A 12709-nucleotide genomic window follows, 5' to 3' on the forward strand; every position below is an offset into this window, starting at 1 on the left:
ATGCTATGTGCGCGCGCGAACATCAGCGCCGCCGCGCCGGGCCGATAATTTCTGCCATTCAAACGCAGGCGGAGGCGGCATGACAGAGGTACGCAAAGGACAGGCACCGGCCAAGCTGGGGCGCAACGAATTCCATCTGCGCTTCCGCCAGGCCTTCTTCGATCCCGCCTACGACAAGCTGGCGCAGGAACTGGACGCCATCGAACAGGTGGCCTGGGAAGCCTATGACGAAGGCCGCAAGGCGCCGCGCACCGTGAAAGCCGGGCCCGGCTTCGCCGACCCCGGCTATGACCTCTCGGTGGAGTGGAAAGAGACCCACGATCGCCTGCAGGCGGCCGAGCGGCATCAGAAGGACCCGTCCTCGCGCAACCGCATCCTCCTGATCAACGGCTCGGCCCGCAACGACGGCACCTGCCCCGGCGAGGTCTCCAAGAGCTGGCGCCTGACCATGCTGGCGCGCGAAGTCCTGCTGGCCGAGGGTTTCGAGGCCGACGTGCTGGACCTGAGCCTGCTCAATTCCGACTACGACCGCCACATCCATCCCTGCAAGGGCTGCGTCTCGACCGCCATGCCGCTGTGCCACTGGCCCTGCAGCTGCTACCCGAACCACGCCGAGCGCCAGGTGGGCGACTGGATGAACGAGATCTACGAGCGCTGGGTGCTGGCGCACGGCGTCATCATCGTCACCCCGGTCTACTGGTACCAGGCGCCCGCCGTGCTCAAGCTGATGATCGACCGCCTGGTGTGCGCCGACGGCGGCAATCCCGATCCCTCCTCCACCCACGGCAAGAAGGCCGAGCAGGCCAAGGAACTCGAGCTGAAGGGCTGGGACTATCCCAAGCACCTGGCCGGGCGCGCCTATGGGCTGGTGGTGCACGGCGACGTCGCCGGCATCGAAGGCACGCGCCGTTCGCTGGCCGACTGGTTCGCCTGGATGGACTTCGTCGACGCCGGCAGCTTCGCCCAGCTCGACCGCTACATCGGCTACTACGAATCCTATGCCGAAAGCCACGCGACGCTCGACCGCGATTGGGCGGTGCAGGAAGAGGTGCGCAACGTGGCGCGTGCGGTGATGGAGGCGGTGCGCGAGATCCGCGCGGGCCGGGTCGCGGTCTCCCAGCATCGACTCAAGGACCCGCGCCCCAAGTAGCGGCTAGAATGCGGGGATGAACGTACTCGCAGAATTCATGCATTCGGCCGCCGGCGGCGGCAAGCTTCCCCTGTATCAGCAGCTGCAGCAGGCGCTGCGCCGCGCCATCGACGAAGGCGCCTGGGGTTCGGCCTCGGCCATCCCGGCCGAGCGCCAGCTGGCCCAGGAACTCGGCATCTCGCGCATCACGGTGCGCAAGGCGATCGACGCCCTGGTCGAGGAAGGCCTGCTGGTGCGCCGGGCCGGCGCGGGCAACTTCATCAACACGCGCATCGAGAAGAACTTCGCCAAGCTCAGTTCCTTTTCCGAGGACATGCGGGCGCGCGGGCGGGTGCCGCGCAACGAGTGGATCAAGCGTTCGGAAGGCCTGGTGACGCCCGAGGAGGCGCTGCGCCTGCGGCTCTCGCCGGGCGCGCCGGTCTACCGCTTCCACCGCATCCGCTATGCCGACGAAGTGCCGATGTGCCTCGAGTACGCGACCATCGCCGCTTTTGCCCTGCCCTCGCTCGACGCGGTGGGCGATTCGATGTACGAGGCCCTGCAGGCCGCCGGCCACCGGCCGGTGCGCGCCCTGCAGCGCCTGTCGGCGCTGCTGCTCAATGCCGAACAGGCGCGCCAGCTCGGGACGCGCGAAGGCGACGCCGGGCTGTGCGTGGAGCGGCTGGGGTTTGCCCGCGATGGGCGGGCGGTGGAGTTCTGCAGGTCCTACTTCAGGGGCGATATGTACGACTTCGTGGCGGAGTTGAATGCAACGTAGGGTGGGCGGGTCTTCCCGCCCACGCGGTGATAGTTTGCTGCAAGATCATTTGGCGCGATATCGGAGCCGGTAACGATCACCGCGTGGGCGGACAAGCCGCCCACCCTACCACCCCGACAGTTAACTTCAGATCGCGGTGAAGCCGCCGTCCACCACCAGCTCGTGGCCGTTGACGTAGGAGGCCTGCTCCGAGGCCAGCCACATGGCCGCATTCGCGATCTCGACGGTCTCGGCGAAGCGCTTCATCGGATGCGCCGACTTGAGCTTCTTCTCGCTGGACGGATCGCGTTCGACCGCGCGCACCAGCATCGGCGTCTTGACCGCGCCCGGGCACAGCGCGTTGATGCGGATGCCCTCGCGCGCGTACTCGGCCGACGCGCTCTTGGTCAGGCCGACCACGGCGTGCTTGCTGGCGGCGTAGATCGCACGATTCGGCGCGCCCACCATGCCCGACACGCAGGACACGTTGACGATCGCCCCGCTGCCCTGGCTGAGCATCTGGCGCAGCTGGTACTTCATGCACAGCCACACGCCCTTGACGTTGGCGCCCATGATGCGGTCGAACTGCTCCTCGTTGCCCTCGGCCAGCGTCGCGCACTCTTCGTCGACGGCGGCGTTGTTGATGGCGATGTCCAGGCGGCCGTAGTAGTTGATGGCCTTCTCGACCAGCGCCTCGACCTCGCTCGCCCTGGTCACGTCGCTGCGCACGAACAGCGCCTTGCCGCCGTTTTCCACGATCATCGCGGCGGTCGCATGGCCGCCGTCGACGGCAGTGTCGGCGACGACGACCTGCGCGCCGGCGCGGCCGAAGGCCAGCGCGATCGCGCGGCCGATGCCGCTGGCCGCGCCCGTGACCAGCGCCACCTTGCCGGCGAACGGCAGTTCCGGCGGCACTTGCGCTTTTGATATCCCTTTCATGATGCTCCTGATGCTGTGCAAATAATGCTTCCCAAGGGCAACATTTTAACGCAGCAATAGGGTCCTTGTCATAATTGGGCGTGCGCTTGTTGCTTTCTAGAGTGCCTTGTTTCCCTTGTCGCCCGCCTTGCTCTGGTCGCCCGCCATCACCACCGACAGCCTGGCAGGATCGATCGCCTTGCGGAAGGCCGCGTTCAGCTGCGGCAGCGTGACCGCCATCAGCTTGGCCTCGAACTGGGCCGACCAGTCGTAGGTGCGGCCGCGGTACAGGTAGGAAGTCCAGCCCGATGCCAGCGCGGCGTCGTTGGTCCGGTTCTGGATGCGCTGCTGCATCAGGCCCGACTTGGCGTCGGCCAGTTCTTCGGCCGTGAAGCCGCCTTTTACGGCACGCGCCAGTTCGTCGCGCACCGCGCTATCGAGCTTGCGCAGGTTCTGCGGGGCGGCGATGGCGCTGATCGAGAAGCTGCCCGCACGGTCGAGATCCCCCGGCGACAGGTCCGAACCGCCGCCATAGGACAGCCCTTCCTTCTGGCGGATGCGGTCCATCAGGCGCGACTTCAGTCCGCCCTCCCCGAACACGTAGTTGGCCAGCATCAGGGCCGGGTAGTCCGCATCCTCGAGGTTCAGGTCGAGGTTCATGCGCGCCAGGTAGAAGCCGTTTTCCTTGTCCGGCGTATCCAGCGTCTTGCTGATCGGCGCCACCTCGGCATGCTTGCGCAGCACCGGCGCCACGTTGGCCGGCGCTTTCCAATTGCCGAACAGCTTGTCGACCAGCGGCACGATCTCCTTCTGGTCGAAGTCGCCGACGATCGCCATCTGGGCCGGATTGGTGTTGTAGTAGTCGCGGTGGAAGGCCTGGATGTCCTCCAGGCGCGCCGCCTTGACATCCTCCAGGTCTTCCTCGAGCGTGTTGGCGTGGCGGATGTCGCCGCGCGGGTACTGGTCGAAGTGGGTGGACAGCGCGCGCGAAGCCACGCTCTGCGGTTCGGCGCGGCTGGCTTCCAGGCCGACCAGGATCTGCTTGCGCAGCTGCTCGAATTCGGCTGCCGGGAAGGCCGGTTCGCGCAGCACGTGGGCGGCCAGTTTCAAGGCCTCCGGCAGGTGTTCGCGCGTGGTCTGGAAGCTGGTCGGGCCGCCGCTCATCTTGAGCTTGTCGAAGGCGTCGGCCAGCTGGGCGCGGGTGTATTGGCTGGTGCCGCGCATCAGCATCGCGGACGACAGCGCCGACACCATGCCCTTGCCGAACAGGTTCTTCTCGTCGCCCATGTGCTGGTACAGGTGCACGGTGACGGTCTCGCCGCGGTTCTTCTTCGGCAGCAGCGCCAGCTTCACGCCGCCCAGCGTAGTGAGCGTGGTGCGCTTCATGATGTTGGCCTGGCTCGGGTCGAAGTCTTCGGACACCAGGCTGGAGTCGGACGGCTTGTAGTCCTTCATGACCGTTTCCACGCTCGGCGCCGCCGGAATGACCGCCCGCACCGGCGTGTCCTCGGGTATGAAGGTGCCGGTCACGCGGTTGCTGCGCACGAAGTAGCGGCCGGCGCTGGCCGCCACCTGCTCCGCCTTGACTTCCTTGATGCGTTCGCGGCCCAGGAAATACAGGCGCCAGTCGCCCAGCGCGATGGCCTCGGACAGCGCCACGCCGAAGGCCTGGGCGTCGTTGACGCTGCGTTCGATCGTGTTGAGCCAGGAGCGTCGCACGCGCTCCATCTCTTCCTCGCTCGGCGGACGCTTGGCGAAGCCTTCGACGGCGTCAAGCAGCGCCTCGCGCACCGGCTCGATCGGCTCGCCCTTCTTCACCACCGCACCGTAGAACTGCAGGCCGGGCGCGTAGCCGGTCTGGCCGAAGCTGAACACCTGGCTGGCCTTGCCGGTTTCCACCAAAAGCTTGTGCAGGCGGCCGTTCGGCGCGTCGCCCAGGATCTCGGAGGCGAAGCCGAGGGCTTCCGACTCCTGCTGCAGGTCGGACGGGATCTTGTAGCCGACCGCGACGATCTGCATGTCGCCCTGGCGCCGCACGGCGAAGCTGCGTTCGCCGTCCTGGGTCGGCTCGACGGTCCAGAACTGCGGCAATGCGCGCTTCGGCTTCGGGATCGCGCCGAACAGGCGGTTGATCTGGGCCAGGGTCGCGTTCGGCTCGAACTTGCCGGCCACCAGCAGCACCGCATTGTCGGGCTGGTAATAGGTGCGGTAGAAGGCCTGCAGGTTGGCGATCTTGACGTTCTCGATGTCGCTGCGGTTGCCGATGGTCGAGCGGCCGTAGCTGTGCCAGTCGTAGGCCACGCTCTGCATGCGCTTGAACAGCACCTGGGCCGGCGAATTCTCGCCGCTTTCGAACTCGTTGCGCACGACCGTCATCTCGGAGGCCAGGTCTTTCTGCGCCACCGGCGAGTTGACCATGCGGTCGGCCTCCATCTGCAGCGCCCAGTTCAGGTTGTCGGGCGAGGCCTGGAAGACTTCATAGTAGTTGGTACGGTCGAGCGAGGTGGTGCCGTTGAAGTCCATGCCGCGCCGCGCGAACTGGCCGGTGATGTCGGGGTTCTTCTTCGTGCCCTTGAACAGCAGGTGCTCGAGCAGGTGGGCCATGCCGGTTTCGCCGTAGTTCTCGTGGCGCGAGCCGACCAGGTAGGTGACGTTGACGGTCACGGTCGGGCGCGAATTATCGGGAAACAACAGCACCTTCAGGCCGTTGGCCAGGCGGTATTCGGTGATGCCCTCGGCGGAAGGGCCGAGGGTGACGCCCTTGGGCAGGGGCGCACTCTTCTGCTGCGGCGCTGTGCGCTGCTGCGCAGTATCCTGCGCCGGCGCGCTCCAGGCGCCGCCGGCCATGAAAAAGCACAGGCTGCCGCTGAGCACCTGCGCGGCGAGGCCGCGCTTGCAAGTCAATCCGTCCATGGTGTCCTGTCATGTTGGCAGGACACTGCTGTCCTGCATGTTCTTGAACAATGCAGGATGGTAACAGACGGAATCCCTACTGGCGGGCCCTGCGCTCGTGCGCTTGTTGATATGGGCTAATACGACTCAATTCGCCCATCTCTTCGGCCAGGAATTCGAGCAGGTCGTCGGCGCTGACGATGCCGGCCAGGCTGCCGCCGGCGTCGATCACCGGCACGCGGCGGATGCCGCGCAGGCGCATGCGTTCGATGGTCTCGTAGACGTCGTCGGTGTCGCGCGCGGTGAGCAGGTCGTCGGTCATGATGTCGCCCACCTGCAGGCTGGCCGGGTCGAGCCCGGGAGCGATCACGGAAATGACGATGTCGCGGTCGGTCACGATCCCGACCGGGACGCGGGCGCCGTCGAACTGGTCGACGACGATCACGTCGCCCACGTGCAGGCGGCGCATCGTGATGGCCGCGCCCTGCACGGTTTCGTCACGGGTGCAGTGGGCGGCTTCGCTGGTGCAGATGTCGCGGATGTGCATGGCGGTGTCCCCCAATGAAAAATGGCGCTATGACTTTTATCATAGCGCCAGTTCTCGAATCTGGAAGGTGAAACCGGCAAGTGTCAGGCGGCCGGCTTCTTCTCGTCCGGGGCCGGTACGAAACATGCATCCGCCACCTGCAGGTCGTTGTCCTTGGCAAAATTCAGCAGGAAGTGATAGGCCAGGGGCTCGATCTTCTGCAGCTCGCGGCTGACCACCACGGCCTTCACGCCGTTGACGACGGTCGGGTGGACCCAGGGCGAGAACTGGAGGTGGGAATCGCGGCCGGCGGCGCCGGGAGCGAAGCAGGACATGACGCCGCACAGGCGCTCGGCCCAGTCGCTGGGGCGGAACTGCCTGCCTTTGCTCGTAATGCCCAGGATGAAAAACTCGTCCTTCAGTTTTTCATCCGTGGTGTGCGGTAACTCGGCCATAGTGCTGCTTGCTGATACAAGAATACTGCGTGGATGAGAACAACCTCAGCTCAGTATTATATCTTATAGAAGACTCACGGACGAGACCCGATACACGCTGATACACGATAAGGCTCAGCCGAGCCACACCACGCTCGACAGCAGGAGCAGCAGGATCATCCACAGGATCAGCGCCCGCCACACCAGCCCGACCGTGCTCTGCAGCGCGCGCAGGTTCGGTTCCTCGCCCGGCAGCACCTCGGTATCGCTGTCGCTCAGGTCGACCGTGGCGGCATCCGCCGGCAACAGCTGCGGGGCATTTTCGTTCGGCGTCCCCAGCCGTACGCCCATCGCGCCGCCGCCCGCGGCGAGGATGATGCCCTTCGATTCGTCGGCCCAGCGGCGCGCAAAATTACGCCAGGCATAGATCGCATCCTCGAAGTTGCCGACCACGGCAAAGGCCACCGCCGTCAGGCGCACCGGGATCCAGTCGATCCAGTAAAACGCCTTGGCGGCGAACAGGCCGAAGGCCTCGTTGCGCATGTGGTCGGGTTCGTTCCAGGCGCGCGCCAGGTATTCGGACACGCGGTACATCACCGCCCCGGCCGGTCCGAGCGGCATCAGGAACCAGAAGAATACGCCGAATACGTTGCGGTGGGTGGTGATCAGGGATTTTTCGACGGCGACCCGGGCGATCTCGGTGGCGTCCATGCCGACGGTATCCAGGCGGGTCCACTCGGCCAGCAACTGGCGCGCCCCCGCTTCGTCGCCCTGGTTCAGGGCCAGCTGGATCGAGGTGAAATAATGGCTGTAGTGACGGAAACCCAGGGTCAGGTAGACGATCAGGACGTTCCAGGCAAAGGCCAGCAGCACCAGGTTGTAGTGCATGAAGACCCAGTAGATGAGCCAGGTCGGCAGCATCAGCGCCAGCATCATCAGGATCCAGCCCATGCGGCCATTCTTCTGCTCGCCCGCATTGAACCAGCCCTCGATGCGCATCGCGAACGCCTTGATGCCACCGTAGACCTGGTTATCGGCCCGCAGCGGCTTCAGCTGTTCGATGATCAGCGCGACGAGGATGGAGAAAAATGTCATTCAGGAATCCTTTTTTGTTCTGGCAATACCATGCTGCCCGCTACGATAGCGGAGAAGCCGTCCGGAATCAAATCAGCGAGTGGAGGATTCTTTCAGGTAAGTCGGACCAGTCAAGCGCGCAGGAAGTGATACAGGTTGCGCAGCATGGCCGCCGTCGCGCCCCAGATGAAGTAATCCTTGTAGGGCATGGCATAGAAGCGCCGCTTGCCGCTGCCGTCCGGCAGGGCCACCGAACGGCGTTCATGGTGGGCGCCGGACATCAGGAAGGCGAGCGGTACCTCGAAGATCTCGGCCACTTCGCCCGGGTCGGCGCGCAGCGCGAACGGCGGCTGCACCATGGCGACGACCGGCGTCACGCGGTAGGCGCTGATGGTGACGTGTTCGGGCAGCACGCCGATGATCTCGACATGGCGGCGGTGCAGGCCGATCTCCTCCTCGGCCTCGCGCAGGGCGGTCTCGATCGGCGAGGAATCCAGCTCTTCGGCACGGCCGCCCGGAAAGCTGATCTGCCCGGCGTGGCTGGACAGGTGATCGGTACGGCGGGTCAAGAGCACGGTGAGGCCTTCCGGCCGCTCCACCAGCGGCACCAGCACGGCGGCGCGGCGCAGGCGCAGGGCAGGCGCGGCCAGCGACTCGTCGGAGGTTTCGGGCTCCCATGGCAAGGTGCGGGCGAAGCGCGCGCGCACGGCCGCCGGATCCAGCAGTTCCGGGGCGAGCGGCGCTTCGCCGGCCAGGCCCTCGACCGGCATCAGGGTGGGATCGAACACGGGCTTATGCAAATCACATTTCCTTCGGCGGAAAAGAAAAAGGCATCCTTGCGGATGCCTTTTTCAGTGCACAGACGCTATTACTCAGCAGCAGCAACGGTAGCTGCTTTGCGCTGCGGCAGCTTTTCCTTGATACGTGCCGATTTGCCCGAACGCTCACGCAGGTAGTACAGCTTGGCGCGACGGACGTCACCGCGGCGCTTCACTTCGATCGAAGCGATCAGCGGCGAGTACAGCTGGAAGGTACGCTCGACGCCTTCGCCCGACGAGATCTTGCGAACGATGAAGTTCGAGTTCAGGCCGCGGTTACGACGCGAGATGACGACGCCTTCGTATGCCTGGGCGCGCTTGCGGTTGCCTTCGACGACGTTGACGCTGACGACCACGGTGTCGCCCGGTGCGAAATCAGGGATCTTGCGGCCGAGGCGCGCAATTTCTTCTTGCTCGAGTTGTTGGATCAGATCCATTTTTATTACTCCATAAACCATCTTGCTGGCGCTGTACGATTGCCCAGTAGAGGATGGGGTTGAACATGCGGGCAACATGCCCGCCGTTACATGCACACGAGGTACATTCTTACTCGGCAGGCTTGTCCAGCTCTGCCAGAAACTTTTCGTCGGCCTTGCTCAGCTGGCCGCTGGCACGCGCACGCTCCAGCTGGTCCGGCCGCTTCCTGAAGGTCGCCTCCAGCATGCGCTGGCGGCGCCACTTCATGATCTCGGCGTGGTTACCGCCCATCAGGACCGGCGGCACCGGCTCGCCTTCGTAGACTTCCGGGCGCGTGTAGTGCGGCGAATCGAGCAGGCCGTTGACGAAACTGTCTTCGACCGCCGAGGCTTCGTCGCCCAGCACGCCGGGCAGCAGCCGCACCACCGCATCCATCAGCGCCATCGCCGGCAACTCGCCGCCCGACAGCACGAAGTCGCCGATCGAGATTTCCTCGTCGACGCAGCGGTCCAGCAAGCGCTGGTCCACCGCTTCGTAGCGGCCGCACAGCACGACCAGTCCCGGCTCGTTCTTCAAGGCCATCGCACGTTCGTGCGTCAGCGGCTTGCCCTGCGGCGACATGAACACCACGCGCGGCGCGGGCAGGCCGAGCTCGACCTGGCGCTGTTTGGCGGCGCCGATCGCGGCTTCGAGGGGCTTGGCCAGCATCACCATCCCGGGGCCGCCGCCGTAAGGGCGGTCATCCACGGTGCGGTGGCGGTCCTGCGTGAAATCGCGCGGATTCCAGATCTGCAGGCCCCAGCGTCCCTGTTCGAAGGCGCGGCGGGTCACGCCCGACTGCGTCAACGCGGTAAACATTTCCGGAAACAAGCTCACGACATCAAACTGCATCGGGACCTCGCTTCACGTTTCCAGGGTCAATAATCCAGACCCCAGTCAAGGGTAATCTTCTTTGCCTCGAGATCGACGGTCCGGACGAATTGGTCCACAAACGGCACCAGGCGCTCCGATACTTTCGCATCGGGGGCGCCGGCCTCGACGGGCGTGATCCTGAGGATCGACTGCGCGCCGTTGTGCATCATGTCGGTCACCTTGCCGAGGGCTTCGCCCTCCAGGTTGACCGCGTCCAGTCCGATCAGGTCGGACCAGTAGAATTCGTCTTCCTCGAGCTTCGGGAACTCACTGCGCGCCACGAACACGCCCGCACCCTTGAGCGCTTCGGCTTCGTTGCGGTCGCGCATGCCGACCAGGGTGGCGACCACGTCGCCGCCATGCATCTTCGCGGTCCGCACGGAGACGGAACGCTGGGCCGGCTTGTCGAGCCACCAGGTCTTGACCTTCAGCAGCGCATCGGCGTCGACCGAGAACGGGGTGACGCGAAGTCCACCCACGATCCCGAATGCGCCGGATACATATCCAACCTGAACCAGGTCGTCGGGGACTTGCACCCCGGATGCTGCCGAATCGGTCAAGCCTTGACCTGCTTTACTTAGGCTGCAGGCTGCTGGTTGGCAACCAGGCGAGCAACGGTCGGCGACAGTTGTGCGCCAACGCCTTGCCAGTGAGCCAGACGGTCAGCAGCGATACGCAGGCCGACTTCAGCGCCCGAAGCCATCGGGTTGTAGAAACCGATGCGCTCGATGAAACGGCCATCGCGACGGTTGCGCGAATCGGTTGCAACGATGTTGTAGAACGGGCGCTTTTTTGCGCCGCCACGAGCCAAACGGATAACGACCATAATATTTCCAAAAAGTTGTATTGGACGGAGAAAGCCGACGATTATAGCGCGTAAGCCTAGATAGGGGCAAGCGGTTATAGCAACACGGCGGACACGCAACGTGAGGTTCGGCGAATTGAGCATTATCGCCGATTTTTGGCGACAAGGCCACTGCTGGCGGTCCTCCCTACTCCTCGCCCATCAAAACCCGCAACATACGGGCCGGATTGGCCAGGAAGTCGCGGGTGACGCGGTAGTGTTCCGTATCCTCGTAGGCGATCTCATGGATGCCTTGTTCGCCGAACGCGTAGATGGTGGCGTTCGGATAGGCCATCAGGATGGGCGAATGGGTGGCGATGACGAACTGGCAGCGCTGGCCGACCAGGTCGTGCAGGCGGCTCAGCAGCACCAGCTGGCGCTGGGGCGACAGGGCGGCTTCGGGCTCGTCGAGCATGTAGAAGCTCTGTCCGCGGAAACGCTCCATGAACAGGCTCAGGAATGACTCGCCGTGCGATTGCGCATGCAGGGACTTGCCGCCGAACGAGTTGATGATCGGTGGGCCGCCAGGCCCTTCGTCGAGGCGCTCGATCTCGCTGCCGAGGTTGTAGAAGGTCTCGGCGCGCAGGAAGAAGCCGTCGCGCGGCTTTTCAAAGCCGCGCACGAAACGCAGGTGTTCGTGCAGGCTCGAATGCGACTCCCAGGTCGCGAAGCGGAAGTTGCGGCTGCCGCCTTCGGCATTGAAACCCATGCCCACTGCGATCGCCTCCAGCAGGGTCGACTTGCCGGAACCGTTCTCGCCCACCAGGAAGGTGACGTTCGGGTGCAGGATCAGGCGCGCGAGGGAGCGGATCGCCGGCAGGGTGAAGGGAAACGCGGCGGGCTCGAGCGGCGCGGCGGGCTTGAGCTGGATTTCTGCCAAGTAGGAGCGCGTCTTGAGCATGGTCGGATGATGGGCTGGGTGCACGCAATGCGTGCCTTCCTTGCCATTTTGCACCATACTTCGGTTTTCCTGAACTTTTGGCAATGCTCATGGCTGTCCAGCACAAGAACAAGACCATCGCCGCCCTGCTCGCCCTGCTGCTGGGCGGCTTCGGCGTGCACCGCTTCTACCTGAAAGGCGGCGCCGACCGTCTCGGGCTGCTGCACCTGTGCAGCCTGCCGCTGACCGGCATCCTGTGGGGCGCGGTGAAGCCGCACCCATTCTACGTGCTGCTGCCGCTATTGCTGTCGTACATCGTGGGCTTCGTCGAGGGACTCATCATCGGGCTGACGCCGGACGAGGCCTGGGATGCGCAGCACAACCAGGGCAGCGGCAAGCGTTCGCGCTCGAACTGGGTGCTGGCGCTGGTGCTGGTGCTGATCCTGGGAGTGGGAGCGATCGTGCTGATCGGGACGATCGCGCGGGTGTTCGACCTGCTGTACACCGGCGGCTCCTACGGCTGATCGCGGCTTGCTGGAACCCGGGGGAACAATGCCGGCAGCATCGCTCCCCCGGGCTCACAGGCGGACTAGAGGCCCTCGTAGGGGCCGGCGGCGACCGACTAGTCGTGATCCTTGTCGTGGTCCTTGTCGTCGTCCTTGTCATGATCCTTGTCGTGATCATGATGCTTGCCGAGCTTCTTTGCTTCGTCGACCAGGTCGTGCTGCAGGTGGTCGAGCTTGCGGGCATAGATGCCGAGGCGCTCCAGCGCGTCCTTCACGAAGGCCTTGTACTCGTAGAGCTCCTTCTTGTACTTGTAAGCCTTCTTCTTCCACTCCTCGCGCTCTTTCTTGTACTCGTCGCGTTCATTGCGGTACTCGTCGCGCTCCTTCTTGTACTCGGCCCGCTCCTTCTTGCACTTGCAGTAGTCGCGGTCCTTGTCGTCATCCTTGCCGTCATCCCTGTCCCGGTCGCGGTCGTGGCCGCAATCCTTGTCGTGGTCGTGATCGTGGTTGTCGCCGTATTTCTCGATACCCATGATGTTCTCCTCGTCGAGCCGCTGAGTGTGGGATGGGCCGCGCGGCTCATGCGCGGCTTAGGTACAAGT

The 12709-nt window shown here is 64.7% G+C and carries 15 protein-coding genes; 3 read left to right on the top strand and 12 right to left on the bottom strand.

Annotated elements, in window-relative coordinates:
• Positions 1-79 precede the first annotated feature (79 nt).
• Both ACK6C6_RS16380 and ACK6C6_RS16385 read left to right on the top strand, forming a co-directional pair.
• Positions 80-1150 carry a flavodoxin family protein gene (locus ACK6C6_RS16380; RefSeq protein ID WP_409268203.1) on the top strand — a complete coding sequence of 357 codons (1071 nt, stop codon included), beginning with the start codon at positions 80-82 and terminating at the stop codon, positions 1148-1150.
• A 16-nt stretch (positions 1151-1166) separates the two neighbouring features.
• Entirely contained in the window at positions 1167-1907 is a 741-nt protein-coding gene (locus ACK6C6_RS16385; protein ID WP_209588153.1) for a GntR family transcriptional regulator, read from the top strand.
• Positions 1908-2033: 126 nt separating this feature from the next.
• Here the strand turns inward: ACK6C6_RS16385 and ACK6C6_RS16390 are convergent, their stop codons facing one another.
• The 11 genes from ACK6C6_RS16390 to ACK6C6_RS16440 all read right to left on the bottom strand — a co-directional run bounded on the left by ACK6C6_RS16390 (position 2034) and on the right by ACK6C6_RS16440 (position 11622).
• On the bottom strand, positions 2034-2825 hold the full coding sequence (locus ACK6C6_RS16390) for an SDR family oxidoreductase (RefSeq protein WP_409268205.1): 792 nt from the start codon (positions 2823-2825) through the stop codon (positions 2034-2036).
• A 96-nt stretch (positions 2826-2921) separates the two neighbouring features.
• Entirely contained in the window at positions 2922-5717 is a 2796-nt protein-coding gene (locus tag ACK6C6_RS16395) for a M16 family metallopeptidase (protein WP_409268206.1), read from the bottom strand.
• 76 nt (positions 5718-5793) lie between these two features.
• The gene (locus tag ACK6C6_RS16400) at positions 5794-6243 is read right to left on the bottom strand and encodes a CBS domain-containing protein (RefSeq protein WP_209588150.1); all 450 of its coding nucleotides are present in this window, start codon (positions 6241-6243) and stop codon (positions 5794-5796) included.
• A gap of 83 nt (positions 6244-6326) precedes the next feature.
• Positions 6327-6677 (bottom strand): DUF3579 domain-containing protein, encoded by a 351-nt coding sequence (locus ACK6C6_RS16405; protein ID WP_209588149.1) that lies wholly within the window; start codon positions 6675-6677, stop codon positions 6327-6329.
• A 114-nt stretch (positions 6678-6791) separates the two neighbouring features.
• Positions 6792-7751 carry a CobD/CbiB family protein gene (locus ACK6C6_RS16410; protein WP_036216010.1) on the bottom strand — a complete coding sequence of 320 codons (960 nt, stop codon included), beginning with the start codon at positions 7749-7751 and terminating at the stop codon, positions 6792-6794.
• 110 nt (positions 7752-7861) lie between these two features.
• Positions 7862-8530: a CoA pyrophosphatase gene (locus tag ACK6C6_RS16415; protein ID WP_209588148.1), complete on the bottom strand. Its 669-nt coding sequence runs from the start codon at positions 8528-8530 to the stop codon at positions 7862-7864.
• Positions 8531-8598: 68 nt separating this feature from the next.
• Positions 8599-8985 (bottom strand): 50S ribosomal protein L19, encoded by a 387-nt coding sequence (gene rplS, locus ACK6C6_RS16420; RefSeq protein ID WP_027864878.1) that lies wholly within the window; start codon positions 8983-8985, stop codon positions 8599-8601.
• Positions 8986-9094: 109 nt separating this feature from the next.
• The gene (gene trmD, locus ACK6C6_RS16425) at positions 9095-9856 is read right to left on the bottom strand and encodes a tRNA (guanosine(37)-N1)-methyltransferase TrmD (protein WP_409268208.1); all 762 of its coding nucleotides are present in this window, start codon (positions 9854-9856) and stop codon (positions 9095-9097) included.
• Between the two features lie 26 nt (positions 9857-9882).
• Positions 9883-10413, bottom strand: a complete 531-nt coding sequence (gene rimM / locus ACK6C6_RS16430; protein WP_409268302.1) for a ribosome maturation factor RimM — start codon at positions 10411-10413, stop codon at positions 9883-9885.
• A gap of 41 nt (positions 10414-10454) precedes the next feature.
• Positions 10455-10703, bottom strand: a complete 249-nt coding sequence (gene rpsP, locus ACK6C6_RS16435) for a 30S ribosomal protein S16 (RefSeq protein WP_036216003.1) — start codon at positions 10701-10703, stop codon at positions 10455-10457.
• 166 nt (positions 10704-10869) lie between these two features.
• Positions 10870-11622 carry an AAA family ATPase gene (locus tag ACK6C6_RS16440; protein ID WP_409268303.1) on the bottom strand — a complete coding sequence of 251 codons (753 nt, stop codon included), beginning with the start codon at positions 11620-11622 and terminating at the stop codon, positions 10870-10872.
• An 89-nt stretch (positions 11623-11711) separates the two neighbouring features.
• Here ACK6C6_RS16440 and ACK6C6_RS16445 point away from each other — a divergent pair, with 89 nt between their 5' ends.
• Complete coding sequence (locus ACK6C6_RS16445) at positions 11712-12125, top strand: NINE protein (protein WP_036216001.1); 414 nt, start codon at positions 11712-11714, stop codon at positions 12123-12125.
• Between the two features lie 98 nt (positions 12126-12223).
• Here ACK6C6_RS16445 and ACK6C6_RS16450 read toward each other — a convergent pair whose 3' ends face one another.
• Positions 12224-12640 (bottom strand): hypothetical protein, encoded by a 417-nt coding sequence (locus ACK6C6_RS16450; RefSeq protein WP_409268211.1) that lies wholly within the window; start codon positions 12638-12640, stop codon positions 12224-12226.
• Between the last annotated feature and the right edge of the window lie 69 nt (positions 12641-12709).

The organism is Massilia sp. BHUDP2 (assembly GCF_046236355.1).
Classification (GTDB): Bacteria; Pseudomonadota; Gammaproteobacteria; order Burkholderiales; family Burkholderiaceae_D; genus Telluria; species Telluria varians.

Bases quoted from the DNA above. Each gene is read 5' to 3' on its own strand.
- ACK6C6_RS16380 (WP_409268203.1), top strand. From the start codon at position 80: ATGACAGAGGTACGCAAAGGACAGGCACCGGCCAAGCTGGGGCGCAAC.
- ACK6C6_RS16385 (WP_209588153.1), top strand. From the start codon at position 1,167: ATGAACGTACTCGCAGAATTCATGCATTCGGCCGCCGGCGGCGGCAAG.
- ACK6C6_RS16390 (WP_409268205.1), bottom strand. From the start codon at position 2,825: ATGAAAGGGATATCAAAAGCGCAAGTGCCGCCGGAACTGCCGTTCGCC.
- ACK6C6_RS16395 (WP_409268206.1), bottom strand. From the start codon at position 5,717: ATGGACGGATTGACTTGCAAGCGCGGCCTCGCCGCGCAGGTGCTCAGC.
- ACK6C6_RS16400 (WP_209588150.1), bottom strand. From the start codon at position 6,243: ATGCACATCCGCGACATCTGCACCAGCGAAGCCGCCCACTGCACCCGT.
- ACK6C6_RS16405 (WP_209588149.1), bottom strand. From the start codon at position 6,677: ATGGCCGAGTTACCGCACACCACGGATGAAAAACTGAAGGACGAGTTT.
- ACK6C6_RS16410 (WP_036216010.1), bottom strand. From the start codon at position 7,751: ATGACATTTTTCTCCATCCTCGTCGCGCTGATCATCGAACAGCTGAAG.
- rplS (WP_027864878.1), bottom strand. From the start codon at position 8,985: ATGGATCTGATCCAACAACTCGAGCAAGAAGAAATTGCGCGCCTCGGC.
- trmD (WP_409268208.1), bottom strand. From the start codon at position 9,856: ATGCAGTTTGATGTCGTGAGCTTGTTTCCGGAAATGTTTACCGCGTTG.
- rpsP (WP_036216003.1), bottom strand. From the start codon at position 10,703: ATGGTCGTTATCCGTTTGGCTCGTGGCGGCGCAAAAAAGCGCCCGTTC.
- ACK6C6_RS16440 (WP_409268303.1), bottom strand. From the start codon at position 11,622: ATGCTCAAGACGCGCTCCTACTTGGCAGAAATCCAGCTCAAGCCCGCC.
- ACK6C6_RS16445 (WP_036216001.1), top strand. From the start codon at position 11,712: ATGGCTGTCCAGCACAAGAACAAGACCATCGCCGCCCTGCTCGCCCTG.
- ACK6C6_RS16450 (WP_409268211.1), bottom strand. From the start codon at position 12,640: ATGGGTATCGAGAAATACGGCGACAACCACGATCACGACCACGACAAG.